Annotated in this window: 12 protein-coding genes; 9 read left to right on the top strand and 3 right to left on the bottom strand. The window is 63.8% G+C overall.

Translation table 11 applies throughout. From position 1 onward, the window contains the following. Window position 1 precedes the first annotated feature (1 nt). From HJC04_RS22670 to HJC04_RS22660, 3 genes are all read right to left on the bottom strand, one after another. Complete coding sequence (locus HJC04_RS22670) at window positions 2-1,612, bottom strand: carboxyl transferase domain-containing protein (protein WP_221147187.1); 1,611 nt, start codon at window positions 1,610-1,612, stop codon at window positions 2-4. Further along, window positions 1,609-2,754 carry an isovaleryl-CoA dehydrogenase gene (locus HJC04_RS22665; RefSeq protein WP_210633282.1) on the bottom strand — a complete coding sequence of 382 codons (1,146 nt, stop codon included), beginning with the start codon at window positions 2,752-2,754 and terminating at the stop codon, window positions 1,609-1,611. Before HJC04_RS22665 ends, HJC04_RS22670 begins: the two co-directional genes overlap by 4 nt. A 273-nt stretch (window positions 2,755-3,027) precedes the next feature. After that, the gene (locus tag HJC04_RS22660; protein ID WP_210633284.1) at window positions 3,028-4,080 is read right to left on the bottom strand and encodes an AraC family transcriptional regulator; all 1,053 of its coding nucleotides are present in this window, start codon (window positions 4,078-4,080) and stop codon (window positions 3,028-3,030) included. Window positions 4,081-4,163: 83 nt separating this feature from the next. On the opposite strand from HJC04_RS22660, the gene HJC04_RS22655 reads away from it, so the two are divergent. From HJC04_RS22655 to HJC04_RS22615, 9 genes are all read left to right on the top strand, one after another. Then, window positions 4,164-4,931 carry a 3-hydroxyacyl-CoA dehydrogenase gene (locus HJC04_RS22655; protein WP_210633285.1) on the top strand — a complete coding sequence of 256 codons (768 nt, stop codon included), beginning with the start codon at window positions 4,164-4,166 and terminating at the stop codon, window positions 4,929-4,931. A 22-nt stretch (window positions 4,932-4,953) separates the two neighbouring features. Beyond that, window positions 4,954-6,141, top strand: coding sequence for an acetyl-CoA C-acyltransferase (locus tag HJC04_RS22650; RefSeq protein WP_221147186.1), 1,188 nt, complete (start codon window positions 4,954-4,956; stop codon window positions 6,139-6,141). 17 nt (window positions 6,142-6,158) lie between these two features. Beyond that, the gene (locus HJC04_RS22645) at window positions 6,159-7,286 is read left to right on the top strand and encodes an acyl-CoA dehydrogenase family protein (RefSeq protein ID WP_221147185.1); all 1,128 of its coding nucleotides are present in this window, start codon (window positions 6,159-6,161) and stop codon (window positions 7,284-7,286) included. Window positions 7,287-7,348: 62 nt separating this feature from the next. Then, window positions 7,349-8,581: a 3-methyl-2-oxobutanoate dehydrogenase (2-methylpropanoyl-transferring) subunit alpha gene (locus HJC04_RS22640; RefSeq protein ID WP_210633289.1), complete on the top strand. Its 1,233-nt coding sequence runs from the start codon at window positions 7,349-7,351 to the stop codon at window positions 8,579-8,581. A gap of 1 nt (window position 8,582) precedes the next feature. Further along, window positions 8,583-9,596, top strand: a complete 1,014-nt coding sequence (locus HJC04_RS22635) for an alpha-ketoacid dehydrogenase subunit beta (RefSeq protein WP_210633291.1) — start codon at window positions 8,583-8,585, stop codon at window positions 9,594-9,596. Between the two features lie 3 nt (window positions 9,597-9,599). Further along, on the top strand, window positions 9,600-10,844 hold the full coding sequence (locus HJC04_RS22630) for a dihydrolipoamide acetyltransferase family protein (protein WP_221147184.1): 1,245 nt from the start codon (window positions 9,600-9,602) through the stop codon (window positions 10,842-10,844). A 4-nt stretch (window positions 10,845-10,848) separates the two neighbouring features. Next, the gene (lpdA, locus tag HJC04_RS22625; RefSeq protein WP_221147183.1) at window positions 10,849-12,246 is read left to right on the top strand and encodes a dihydrolipoyl dehydrogenase; all 1,398 of its coding nucleotides are present in this window, start codon (window positions 10,849-10,851) and stop codon (window positions 12,244-12,246) included. Between the two features lie 292 nt (window positions 12,247-12,538). Then, window positions 12,539-12,793, top strand: a complete 255-nt coding sequence (locus HJC04_RS22620) for a type II toxin-antitoxin system ParD family antitoxin (RefSeq protein ID WP_221147182.1) — start codon at window positions 12,539-12,541, stop codon at window positions 12,791-12,793. Further along, a complete protein-coding gene (locus HJC04_RS22615; RefSeq protein WP_210633303.1) occupies window positions 12,793-13,086 on the top strand; it encodes a type II toxin-antitoxin system RelE/ParE family toxin in 294 nt (97 codons plus the stop codon). Before HJC04_RS22620 ends, HJC04_RS22615 begins: the two co-directional genes overlap by 1 nt. Window positions 13,087-13,122: the final 36 nt, after the last annotated feature.

Genomic DNA, 13,122 nt, shown 5'->3' with positions numbered 1-13,122 from the left:
CTCACATCCGAAACAGTCCGAAGCGCGGCCCTTTTGGGATCGGCGCGTTCAGGCAGGCGGAAAAGGCAAGGCCGAGCACGTCCCGCGTCTGGCCGGGATCGATGATGCCGTCGTCCCAGAGGCGGGCAGTGGCATAATAGGGATTGCCCTCCGCCTCGTAGCCGGCGCGGATCGGCGCCTTGAAAGCCTCCTCTTCTTCGACAGACCAATTCTCTCCGCGCGCCTCCAGTGCGTCGCGGCGGATGGTGGCGAGCACGGAAGCCGCCTGTTCGCCGCCCATGACGCTGATGCGGCTGTTCGGCCAGGTGAAGAGAAAACGGGGGCGATAGGCGCGGCCGCACATGCCGTAATTGCCGGCGCCGAAACTGCCGCCGATGATGACGGTGACCTTAGGCACGGTCGCCGTCGCAACCGCCGTCACCAGCTTTGCCCCGTCCTTGGCGATGCCGCCGGCCTCATAGCGGCCGCCGACCATGAAACCGGAAATATTCTGCAGGAACAGCAGCGGCACGCGGCGCTGGCAGGCGAGCTGGATGAAATGCGCACCCTTCAGCGCGCTTTCGGAAAAGAGCACGCCGTTATTGGCGATGACGGCGACCGGCATGCCCCAGATGCGGGCGAAGCCGCATACGAGCGTGGAGCCGTAGAGCGGCTTGAACTCGTGCAGTTCCGAGCCGTCGACGATCCGTCCGATCACCTCGCGCACATCATAGGGCGAGCGCACGTCATCGGGAATGAGGCCAAGAAGATCCTGGAAATCGAGTTTCGGCGGCCGCGGAGGCTGGATGTCGATATCGACCGATTTGACGCTGTTGAGGCTGGCGACGATGTCTCGCACCAGAAGCAGCGCATGTTCGTCATTCTCGGCAACATGATCGACGACGCCGGAGCGGCGGCCATGGGTTTCGGCGCCGCCGAGTTCTTCGGCCGAGATGATTTCGCCGGTCGCGGCTTTGACCAGCGGGGGACCCGCGAGGAAGATCGTGCCCTGATTGCGCACGATGACGGTTTCATCAGACATGGCGGGGACATAGGCGCCGCCGGCCGTGCAGCTTCCCATCACGCAGGCGATCTGCGGAATGCCTTCGGCCGACATCTGCGCCTGATTGTAGAAGATGGCGCCGAAATGGTCGCGGTCGGGAAAGACCTCGGCCTGATGCGGAAGATTGGCGCCGCCGCTATCGACCAGATAGAGGCAGGGCAGCCGGTTCTGCAGGGCGATCTCCTGCGCCCTAAGATGTTTCTTCACCGTCATCGGGAAATAGGCGCCACCCTTCACCGTCGCGTCATTGGCGACGATCATCGCCTCGCGGCCGCAAACGCGGCCGACGCCCGATATGATGCCGGCGCCCGGCGCCTCGTCGCCATACATGCCGTTGGCTGCCAGCGTGCCGATCTCCAGGAAAGGGCTGCCGGCATCGAGCAGGAGCTGGATGCGGTCGCGCGGCAGGAGCTTGCCCTTGCCGGTATGGCGCGCGCGCGCCGTCTGCGATCCGCCCTCGCGCGCTCTCGCCGAATGCGCGTAGAGTTCGTCGACGAGGGCTTTATTCTTGGCGGTATTGGCTTTGAAGCTTTCGCTGTCGCGATCGATCGCAGTCGAAATCACCGTCATGATGCGATGAGCTCCCGCCCGATCAGATAGCGGCGGATCTCGTTGGTGCCGGCGCCAATATCGTAGAGCTTGGCGTCGCGCAGGAAACGCTCGACCGGCCATTCCTTGGTATAGCCGGCGCCGCCGAGCGCCTGGATCGCTTCCAGTGAGACTTTCACGGCATTTTCGCTGGCAAAAAGGATCGCGGCGGCCGCATCGGTGCGCGTTGCCCGGCCGGCATCGCAGGCGCGGGCCACGGAATAGACATAGGCGCGCGCCGAATTCAGCGCGACATACATGTCGGCGATCTTGCCCTGCATCAGCTGGAAATCGCCGATCGCCTTGCCGAACTGCTTGCGCTCGCGCACATAGGGCAGCACGACATCGAGGCAGGCCTGCATGATCCCGAGCGGGCCGGCGGCGAGCACGGCGCGTTCGTAATCGAGGCCGGACATCAGGATTTTCACGCCTTCTCCCTCCCGGCCCATCAGCGCATCGGCTGGCACCTCGCAATCCTGAAAGACCAGTTCGGCCGTGTCGCTGCCGCGCATGCCCAGTTTCGAGAGCTTCTTGGAGACGCTGAAGCCGGTCAGGCCCTTTTCGATGATGAAGGCGGAAATGCCCTTCGGGCCGGCGGCCGGATCGGTCTTGGCATAGACGACGAGTACGTCGGCATGCGGGGCATTGGTGATCCAGAACTTCGTGCCGTTGAGAATATAGCGGTCGCCTCTTTTCTCGGCTCGCAACCCCATGGAGACGACATCGGAACCGGAGCCGGCCTCGGACATGGCAAGCGAGCCGACATGGTCGCCCGAGATCAGCTTCGGCAGATGGCGGCGTTTCTGCTCCGTTGAGGCCCAGCGGCGGATCTGGTTGACGCAGAGATTGGAATGAGCACCGTAGCTCAAGCCCACGGAAGCCGAGGCGCGCGAGACCTCCTCCATGGCGACGACGTGCTCGAGATAGCCGAAACCGGCGCCGCCGAACTCTTCCTCGACGGTGATCCCATGCAGGCCGAGTGCGCCCATCTGCGGCCAGAGCTGGCGTGGAAACGTGTTGCTTTCGTCAATCTCCGCGGCGAGCGGAGCAATATGATCGGCGGCAAATCGCGCCGTCGTTTCGCGGATCGCGTCCGCGGTTTCGCCGAGCGAGAAATCAAACATGGCACTCCTCCCGCTGAAATATGTAGCGCGGGTTGCGGCAGGTTCAAAGAGGCACCCCATGCCTCCCTCATGCCTGTGCTTGTCACCGGCATCCAACCATCGCGCGTCCGCGCGGAGAATGGCTCGTTGCTCGCTCGAAGAAAGTCTCTTGCGCCCAAGGACTTGGGCGCGCTGGATGCCTGTGACAAGCACAGGCATGAGGGAGGGTGTGGAACCGCCAGCGCCAAATAGCGACTGGGTCTAGATGCAGGTCTCGGCTTATTACCCACTGCGCTATTCCCCCGCTTCCTCCCGTCGAAAAGTCTCAGGGCTCTTGCCCATCCATTTGCGAAATGCGCGAAAAAAGGCGCTGGGTTCGGAATAGCCGAGCTGTACGGCGATCTCGCCGATCGTTTTCGAGGTATTCAGCAGCAGTTCGACGGCGAGATCCCGGCGGATGTCGTCCTTGATGGCGGCATAGCTTTGTCCTTCGTCGTGCAGGCGGTGGCGCAGCGTCGAGGGCGGCATGCGCATGTCGGCGGCGAGTTCGGCGAAGCTGCGCCACGTCGCCGGCGTTGCCTGGCTCAATCGCCGACGGACGGCGGCGGCGATGCCCGCGTCGTAGCGGTAGCGCACCAGAATATTGGCGGGCGCGCCGCGCAGGAACTGTTTCAACGCCTGTTCGCTACGGGAAATCGGCAGGTCGAGCAGGGTGCTGTCGAAGCCGAGACGGCTGATCGGTTGCGAGAAGCGCACCGGAGCGCCGAAGAACAACCGGTAGTCGGCGCCCTGTTTCGGTTCGGCGCAGCGGAAGTCGACAAGCCGGATGGGGATGCGGCGGCCGACCAGCCAGCATATGATGCCGTGCAGGATGATCCAGTAGGTGCGATAGGCGAAGGCCGATCGCGGGCCGCCCACATCCCTGAGCTCAATCTCGGCCAAGCCGTCGCGGATGACGAGCCGGCCTCTAGGGTCGTCGAGCACGACATCGAGAAAACGTAGCGCCCGACGCAGCGCCTGACCGAGCGTCGGCGCATGCAGCACACAATGGCAGAGCAGCGTGAAGCTGCCGCTGCGCATCGGTCGGCCGCCCATGCCGAAGAATTCGTCGTCGAGTTCGGCGGCGATCATCAGCCAGAGGGCGCCATAAGTTTCGGCAGACACCGGCTGATCGACGATCGGCGGCAGGCCGACCCGCGCAAGGATCGGCGCCGTCGGCTTGCCGAGCCGCCGCAGGCTGTCCAGCGCCTCTTCGACGAAGCCCGGTGCAATCATGCGTCGCTCGATCTCGGCCATCTCAACCCCGCTATGGCAAAACTGGCCGAAATAATGGAGCAGTTCTGTCATCGCTTGCAATAGGTGGAACGAATAGAATCGTGACCGTCGGTGGCGCTCGGAGGAGGACGCAGCCGACAGGGAGGAACAGATTCATGCTGATCCGTGGGGCAAGTTTCATCGTCACCGGCGGCGGCTCCGGGCTCGGAGCGGCGACGGCGCGCATGCTCGTCGAGGCCGGCGGGCGCGTGACGATCGCCGATCTCAACGTTGACCTGGGCGAGGCGATCACGCGGGAATTTGGCATCGATGCCCGCTACGTCAAGGCGGATGTGACCGATGGCGAGGCTGGAGCAGCTGTGGTTGCCGCGGCGGCCGAAGCCTTTGGCGGTTTGCGCGGGCTGGTGAACTGCGCGGGCGTGGCGCCGGCCGAAAAGGTGATCGGCCGCGACGGGCCACACCGGCTGGAGAGTTTCGCGCGCACCGTCGGCATCAATCTCATCGGCACGTTCAACATGATCCGGCTTGCCGCCGCTGCGATTCAGACCGGGGAGCCGGATGCCGAAGGCGAGCGCGGCGTGATCGTCAATACGGCCTCGGTTGCCGCCTTTGACGGTCAGATCGGCCAGGCGGCCTATGCCGCCTCCAAGGGCGGGGTGGCGGCGATGACCTTGCCGATCGCCCGCGAGCTCGCCCGTCACGGCATCCGCGTCGTGTCGATCGCGCCCGGCATTTTCGAGACGCCGATGATGGCCGGTATGCCGGCCGAGGTTCAGGCGGCACTCGGCCAGAGCGTGCCCTTTCCACCGCGGCTCGGCCGGCCGGCGGAATTTGCTGCGCTGGTGCGCCATATCTTTGAAAACACCATGCTGAACGGCGAGGTCATCCGCCTCGACGGCGCATTGCGGATGGGCGCGCGCTGAGCGTTTGCCCCAGGGAGGAAACATGGCACTGCAGGACCCTATCGTCATCGTCGGCGCGGCGCGCACGCCGATCGGCAGTTTCCAGGGAGAGCTGAAGGAGGCGACAGCGCCGGAACTCGGAGCCACGGCGATCCGCGCGGCAATGGAGCGTAGCCATGTCTCGGCCGAGGCGGTTGAAGAAGTCGTTTTCGGCTGCGTGCTGCCTGCAGGCCAAGGCCAGGCGCCGGCGCGCCAGGCGGCGATCGGCGCCGGCCTGCCTTTCGCGACGGGGGCAAGCACCGTCAACAAGATGTGCGGCTCGGGCATGAAGGCGGTCATGACGGCTCATGACCTCATCACCGCCGGCAGTGCTTCTGTGGCAGTCGCCGGCGGCATGGAAAGCATGACGAACGCGCCCTATCTCCTTGACAAGGCCCGCGGCGGCTACAGGCTCGGCCATGGGCGTGTCGTGGACCACATGTTCCTCGACGGGCTGGAGGATGCGTATGACAAGGGGCGCTTGATGGGCAGCTTCGCGGAGGACTGCGCCCAAGCCTATCAGTTCACGCGCGAAGCGCAGGATAATTACGCCATCGCCTCCCTGACGCGGGCGCAGAAGGCGATCGCGGAAGGCTGGTTTGAAAGCGAGATCGTGCCGGTGACGGTCAAGTCGGGCAAATCAGAGCAGCGGGCGAGCCGCGACGAGCAGCCGGGTCGGGCGAAGCTCGACAAAATCCCGATGCTGAAGCCCGCCTTCCGAGAGGATGGCACGGTGACGGCCGCCAATTCAAGTTCGATTTCCGACGGCGCGGCAGCGCTCGTGCTCATGCGCCGCTCCGAGGCAGAGCATCGCGGCCTGACGCCGCTCGCCACCATCCTCGGTCATGCCACCCATTCGCAGGCGCCCAATCTTTTCGCCACCGCGCCGATCGGCGCGTTGCAGAAGCTCTCAGATCGGACCGGCCTGGCGCTTTCGGACGTCGACCTCTTCGAAATCAACGAGGCTTTTGCCGTCGTCGCCATGGCGGCGATGCGCGATCTCGACCTGCCGCATGAAAAGGTCAATGTGCATGGCGGCGCCTGCGCGCTCGGCCATCCGATCGGCGCATCAGGCGCCCGCATCCTGGTGACGCTGCTTTCAGCATTGGAGCGCTACGATCTGAAGCGCGGCATGGCGGCGCTTTGCATCGGCGGCGGCGAGGCGACGGCCGTCGCCATCGAGCGGCATTAGCGGGAAGGAGGAGCGACATGATCCTTTCCGACCTTCAGCAGCAGATCACAGATCTCGCCCGCGACTTTGCCCGCGACCGGTTGGCGCCGGGAGCCGCCAAACGCGACCGGGAACATCTTTTCCCGCGCGAGGAACTGAAGGAGATGGGCGAACTAGGACTGCTCGGCATGCTGGTGCCGGAGGCCTATGGCGGCTCGGACACGGGTGTTGTCGCCTATGCCGCGGCACTCGAGGAGATTGCCGCCGGCGATGGACCCTGTTCGACGATTATGAGCGTGCACAGCTCCGTCGGCTGCGTGCCGATCCTGAAATTCGGCACCGAGGAGCAGCGGCAGCGTTTCCTGCCGAAGCTTGCGACCGGCGAATGGATTGGCGGCTTCGCCCTCACCGAGCCGCAGGCCGGATCCGATGCCTCGAACCTGAAGACAAGGGCCCGGCGTGACGGCGACCACTATGTGATCGACGGTGCCAAGCAGTTCATCACCTCGGGAAAAAACGGCAATGTCATCATCGTCTTTGCCGTCACCGATCCCGATGCCGGCAAGAAGGGCATCACCGCCTTTATCGTGCCGACGGACACACCCGGCTATGAGGTGATCCGCGTCGAGGAAAAGCTCGGACTGCATTCCACCGACACCTGTCAGATCGCCTTCAACACGATGCGCATTCCCGTGGATCTGAGGCTGGGTGGGGAAGGCGAAGGCTATCGCATCGCGCTCGCCAATCTCGAGGGGGGGCGGATCGGCATTGCCGCGCAGGCGGTCGGCATGGCACGGGCGGCCTTCGAGGCGGCGCGTGATTACGCCAAGGAGCGCACGGCTTTCGGCAAGCCGATTTTCGAACATCAGGCCGTCGCCTTTCGCCTTTCCGACATGGCGATGCAGATCGAGGCGGCGCGCCAGCTCGTCTTTCACGCCGCGTCTCTTCGGGAGGCGGAGTTGCCCTGCCTGTCGGAAGCCTCGATGGCGAAGCTCTTCGCCTCTGAGATGGCCGAGCGCGTCTGCTCCGATGCGATCCAGATCCACGGCGGCTACGGCTACATGGCCGATTATCCGGTCGAGCGCATCTACCGCGATGTGCGCATCTGCCAGATCTACGAGGGAACGAGCGACGTGCAGCGCATGGTGATCGCCCGCAATCTTTAGGAATGACATCCGGCCCGCTTCCGGGAGGGAGGCGGGGTCGGCAAAGGGAGGAACGCAAAAACATGGTGGATTCCGCTCATTTGAGCCTGCACGTCCCCGAACCCGCCGTCCGCCCGGGCGGCCAGCCCGACTTTTCCAACGTCAAGATCGCCAAGGCCGGTTCCGTGCCGCGGCCGGAGGTCGATGTCGCGTCCGAGGATATCCGCGATCTCGCCTATTCGATCATCCGTGTCTTGAACCGTGACGGCGAGGCGGTCGGTCCCTGGGCCGGATCGCTCACCGATGAGGAACTGCTGACCGGGCTTCGTAACATGATGAAGCTGCGCGCCTTCGATGCCCGCATGCTGATGGCGCAGCGCCAGGGCAAGACCTCCTTCTACATGCAGCATCTCGGCGAAGAGGCCGTCAGCTGCGCCTTCCGCAAGGCGCTTGCTAAGGGCGACATGAATTTCCCGACCTATCGCCAGGCGGGCCTCTTGATCGCCGACGACTATCCGATGGTCGAGATGATGAACCAGATCTACTCTAACGAGAGTGATCCGCTGCACGGCCGGCAGCTGCCGATCATGTATTCTTCCAAGGAGCATGGCTTCTTCACCATTTCGGGCAATCTCGCCACCCAATATGTGCAGGCCGTCGGCTGGGCGATGGCTTCGGCGATCAAGAACGACAGCCGCATTGCCGCGGCCTGGATCGGCGACGGATCGACGGCGGAATCGGACTTCCATTCGGCGCTCGTCTTCGCCTCGACCTACAAGGCCCCTGTGATCCTCAACATCGTCAACAATCAGTGGGCGATCTCCACTTTTCAGGGAATTGCTCGCGGCGGCTCCGGCACCTTTGCCGCCCGAGGCCTCGGCTTCGGCATTCCGGCGCTCAGGGTCGACGGCAATGATTATCTCGCCGTCCATGCCGTCGCCCGCTGGGCAGCTGAACGCGCCCGGCGCAATCTCGGGCCGACGCTGATCGAACATGTCACCTACCGCGTCGGCGCGCATTCGACCTCCGACGATCCGAGCGCCTATCGGCCGAAGACGGAATCGGAGGCCTGGCCGCTCGGCGATCCCGTGCTGCGGCTGAAGAAACATCTGATCGGCAAGGGCGTATGGTCGGAGGCACGGCATGTGCAGGCGGAAGCCGAAATCGCCGATGAGGTGATCGAGGCGCAGCGCCAGGCCGAGGCGCATGGCACGCTGCATGCCGGCGGCAGACCTTCGGTGCGCGACATTTTCGAGGGCGTCTATGCCGAGATGCCGGCGCATATCCGCCGCCAGCGGCAGAAGGCAGGATACTGACATGGCCAGGATGACGATGATCGAGGCCGTGCGCAGCGCCATGGACGTGTCGATGGCGAAGGATGACAATGTCGTGGTCTTCGGCGAGGATGTCGGCTATTTCGGCGGCGTCTTCCGCTGCACCCAGGGCCTGCAGGCAAAATACGGCAGGACGCGCTGCTTCGATACGCCGATCAGCGAATCCGGCATCGTCGGCACGGCAATCGGCATGGCGGCCTACGGGCTCAAACCCTGCGTCGAGATCCAGTTCGCCGATTACATGTATCCCGCCTATGACCAGCTGACGCAGGAGGCGGCGCGTATCCGCTACCGTTCCAACGGCGATTTCACCTGCCCGATCGTCGTGCGCATGCCGACTGGCGGCGGCATCTTCGGCGGCCAGACGCACAGTCAGAGCCCGGAAGCGCTCTTCACCCATGTCTGCGGGTTGAAGGTGATCGTGCCGTCCAATCCCTATGACGCCAAAGGCCTGCTGATCGCGGCGATTGAGGATCCGGATCCGGTGATGTTCCTCGAACCGAAGCGGCTCTATAACGGCCCCTTCGACGGCCACCACGAGCGGCCGGTCACACCCTGGTCGAAACACGCTCTCGGCGAGGTGCCCGATGGCCATTATACGATCCCGATCGGCAAGGCCGAGGTGCGGCGCACGGGATCGGCGGTAACAGTCGTTGCCTATGGCACGATGGTGCATGTGGCGCTGGCCGCGGCCGAGGATGCCGGCATCGACGCCGAAGTGATCGATTTGAGAAGCCTGCTGCCGCTCGATCTCGATACGATCGTCAAATCAGTTTCGAAGACGGGCCGCTGCGTCGTGGTTCATGAGGCGACCTTGACGTCGGGCTTCGGCGCCGAGGTCGTGGCGCTGGTGCAGGAACATTGCTTCTATCATCTCGAAGCGCCTGTCGTGCGCGTCGCGGGCTGGGATACGCCCTATCCGCATGCGCAGGAATGGGACTATTTCCCCGGTCCCGGCCGGGTCGGGCGGGCGCTTGCCGAAGTCATGGAGGCCTGAGCCATGGGCGAATTCATCATCAAGATGCCCGATGTCGGGGAAGGGGTCGCCGAGGCCGAACTTGTGGAATGGCATGTGAAGCCGGGAGATCCCGTCCGCGAGGACATGGTGATCGCCGCCGTGATGACCGACAAGGCCACAGTGGAAATTCCCTCTCCCGTCGATGGCACGGTCATCTGGCTCGCCGGCGATATCGGAGACCGCATCGCGGTCAAGGCGCCGCTGGTGCGGATCGAAACGGCGGAAGGTGCCGGCGAGGCCCAGCCGATGCGGATTTCGCAGGCGCCGACCGCCGAAGTCGTCACAGCGGAAATCACGAGGCCTGCCCCGGCAGCGCCGGTCTCCGCAATCCCGTCTACTGCCTGCCCGCCCGTCGAAAAACCGCTTGCTGCCCCTTCCGTTCGGCTCTTTGCCAGGGAAAGCGGCGTCGATCTCAGGCAGGTGCAGGGGAGCGGGCCGGCCGGACGTATCCTGCGCGAAGATGTCGAGCAATTCCTGATGCAAGGCGCCGCTCCGGCCCTCCTAAAGGGTGGATCCGTCAAGAAGACAGCGACGGAGGAGATCAAGCTCACCGGACTGCGGCGGCGCATCGCCGAAAAAATGGTGCTTTCCACCTCGCGCATTCCCCACATCACCTATGTGGAGGAAGTGGACATGACGGCGCTGGAGGAGCTGCGCGCCACCATGAACGGCGACCGCAGGGAGGGCCATCCGAAGCTGACGGTCCTGCCCTTTCTGATGCGGGCGCTGGTCAAGGCCATTGCCGGGCAGCCGGAGGTCAACGCCACCTTCGACGACGATGCCGGCATCATCACGCGCCATAGCGCCGTCCATATCGGCATCGCCACGCAGACGCCGGCCGGCCTGACCGTGCCTGTCGTGCGGCATGCGGAAGCGCGCGGCCTCTGGGATTGCGCCGCCGAAATGAGCCGGCTGGCGGATGCGGCGCGTTCGGGCACGGCGACGCGCGACGAGCTTTCCGGCTCCACCATCACCATCAGCTCGCTCGGTGCGCTCGGCGGCATCGTTTCGACGCCTGTCATCAACCATCCCGAGGTGGCGATCATCGGCGTCAACAAGATCGCCACACGCCCGGTCTGGGACGGCACGCAATTCGTGCCGCGCAAGATCATGAACCTCTCTTCGAGTTTCGATCATCGCATCATCGACGGCTGGGATGCGGCGACCTTTGTCCAGCGTATCCGCACGCTCCTTGAAACGCCGGCGCTCATTTTCATCGAAGGCTGAGCACATGAAAGAAATGGTCTGCAAGCTCCTCGTCATCGGCGCCGGCCCGGGCGGCTATGTCTGCGCCATCCGCGCCGGACAGCTCGGCATCGATACCGTCATCGTCGAAGCCGGCAAGCCGGGCGGCACCTGTCTGACGGTCGGCTGCATTCCTTCCAAGGCGTTGATCCATGCGGCCGAGGAATTCGACGCCACGCAAAAAATGCTGGCAGGCAAGAACCCGATGGGCATCCGCGTCGAAGGCGCCTCGATCGATCTCGCAAGGACGATCGCCTGGAAAGACGGCATTGTCGGCCGGCTGACGGGAGGTGTTTCAGGTCTGTTGCAGAAGGCGCGGGTGAAAATCGTCCATGGCCGCGCGCACTTCCGTGACGGCAAGACGGTGGAGGTGGAGACCGAAACCGGTCAGCAGGTCATCCGCGCCGAGACCGTGGTGATCGCCACCGGTTCCGATCCGGTGGAGCTTGCCAACCTGCCCTTCGGCGGCCGCGTCATTTCCTCGACCGAGGCGCTGTCGCTGACGGAACTACCGAAAACGATCGTCGTGGTCGGCGGCGGTTATATCGGGCTGGAACTCGGGATGGCCTTTTCGAAGATGGGCTCGGAGGTGAGCGTCGTCGAGGCGACTCCCCAGGTGCTGCCGCTCTATGATGCGGAATTGGTGCGTCCCGTGATGCGCAAGCTGACCGAGAGCGGCATCCGGGTGCTGACGGGTGCGAAGGCGATGGGTCTTGCCGATAATGGCGAGTCATTGACCGTTGAAACGTCGGATGGCCGGCATGAGACACTGCCGGCGGATCGCATCCTTGTCACTGTCGGCCGCCGCCCGCGAACGGCAGGGTCCGGTCTCGAGGAGTTGGATCTCGACCGCGCCGGTCCATATCTGAGGATCGACGATCAATGCCGCACCTCGATGCGCGGCATCTATGCGATCGGCGACGTGACCGGCGAACCGATGCTGGCGCATCGGGCGATGGCGCAAGGGGAGATGGTGGCAGAAATCGTTGCGGGCAAGAAGCGGGGCTGGGACAAAAGATGCATTCCCGCCATCTGCTTTACCGATCCTGAGATCGTCAGCGCCGGCCTGACGCCGGCGGAGGCGCGCGCGCAAGGATATGAGATCCGCACCGCCCAGTTTCCGTTCAGCGCCAACGGGCGGGCGATGACGATGGTCTCTGAGGAAGGTTTCGTGCGCGTCGTCGCCCGTGCCGACACCAATCTGGTTCTCGGCTTGCAGGCGGTGGGAGCCGGAGTCTCCGAGCTTTCGGCAGCTTTTGCGCTAGCGATCGAGATGGGAGCACGCCTGGAAGACATCGCCGGCACCATTCACGTCCATCCGACCCGCAGCGAAGCGCTCATGGAAGCGGCGCTGAAAGCGTTGGGAAACGCTTTGCACATCTGAGCCGACTGGACCCGGATCACGCATTGACGTCTGCCGGTTCGGATCCCATCAACTGAGACCGGAATAAGGCCGTGCCGATGCCGAAAAGCTTTGCCCACAAGGGCAAGAGCTCGACCTGTCGTACGAGGATCAGCGTCACACGGACGTTGATCGACAGGCCGACTACCCCTGAAGCGCTGACTTCGTCATCGCGTAGGCGGCAATCCCCGGATATGACACAGATCGCCGTTCGTGGAGCCGATTGACAAACTTTGCCAAGTCCAGCTAACCTACTCGCACCATGGAGGCTCGAATGGCTACGATGAACGTATCTCTTCCGGACCCGATGAAAGATTGGGTTGAGGCACAAGCAAAGAGCGGGCGATATTCCAATGCGAGTGACTATGTGCGCGACCTGATCCGGAGGGACCAAATTCGCAGTGACAAGGTTGCCGCCATGCAGCGTTTCGTTGATGACGGTTTTAAAAGCGGTATTGGCAGCCGCTCGAAGGACGAACTCTTTGCCGCGGCAGTGGCACGTGCAGAAACAACGCGCGGCGGTAGATAATGCGCTTTGACCTTTCAGTCGAAGCGGAAGAGGACATCATTGCGATCGCCGAACAAGGAGTGCGCATGTTCGGAGCCGCACAGGCTAGGCAGTATCATGACGAGTTGTTTACCGTGCTTGATCTGATTGCGGCCAATCCGCGAATGGCGCGTGAGCGAGAGGAGATTTCGCCGCCAGTTAGAGTTCATCCGTTCAAAGCCCATCTCATTGTCTACCGGATCGAGGAGCACGGAGCTATATTCGTGATCCGAATACGCCATGGACACGAAGACTGGGCCAGCGATCCTGCTTAGGCCTGGCTGAGCGAATGAACAAGCACAGTTGCATGG

Source organism: Rhizobium sp. NLR8a, assembly GCF_019685235.1.
GTDB lineage: Bacteria > Pseudomonadota > Alphaproteobacteria > Rhizobiales > Rhizobiaceae > Rhizobium.
The sequence above is the reverse complement of the archived record's forward strand: the minus strand, read 5'-3'. Positions and strand labels throughout refer to the sequence as shown.

Bases quoted from the DNA above. Each gene is read 5' to 3' on its own strand.
- HJC04_RS22665 (WP_210633282.1), bottom strand. From the start codon at position 2,754: ATGTTTGATTTCTCGCTCGGCGAAACCGCGGACGCGATCCGCGAAACG.
- lpdA (WP_221147183.1), top strand. From the start codon at position 10,849: ATGAAAGAAATGGTCTGCAAGCTCCTCGTCATCGGCGCCGGCCCGGGC.
- HJC04_RS22645 (WP_221147185.1), top strand. From the start codon at position 6,159: ATGATCCTTTCCGACCTTCAGCAGCAGATCACAGATCTCGCCCGCGAC.
- HJC04_RS22655 (WP_210633285.1), top strand. From the start codon at position 4,164: ATGCTGATCCGTGGGGCAAGTTTCATCGTCACCGGCGGCGGCTCCGGG.
- HJC04_RS22650 (WP_221147186.1), top strand. From the start codon at position 4,954: ATGGCACTGCAGGACCCTATCGTCATCGTCGGCGCGGCGCGCACGCCG.
- HJC04_RS22660 (WP_210633284.1), bottom strand. From the start codon at position 4,080: ATGACAGAACTGCTCCATTATTTCGGCCAGTTTTGCCATAGCGGGGTT.
- HJC04_RS22615 (WP_210633303.1), top strand. From the start codon at position 12,793: ATGCGCTTTGACCTTTCAGTCGAAGCGGAAGAGGACATCATTGCGATC.
- HJC04_RS22670 (WP_221147187.1), bottom strand. From the start codon at position 1,612: ATGACGGTGATTTCGACTGCGATCGATCGCGACAGCGAAAGCTTCAAA.
- HJC04_RS22640 (WP_210633289.1), top strand. From the start codon at position 7,349: ATGGTGGATTCCGCTCATTTGAGCCTGCACGTCCCCGAACCCGCCGTC.
- HJC04_RS22620 (WP_221147182.1), top strand. From the start codon at position 12,539: ATGGCTACGATGAACGTATCTCTTCCGGACCCGATGAAAGATTGGGTT.
- HJC04_RS22635 (WP_210633291.1), top strand. From the start codon at position 8,583: ATGGCCAGGATGACGATGATCGAGGCCGTGCGCAGCGCCATGGACGTG.
- HJC04_RS22630 (WP_221147184.1), top strand. From the start codon at position 9,600: ATGGGCGAATTCATCATCAAGATGCCCGATGTCGGGGAAGGGGTCGCC.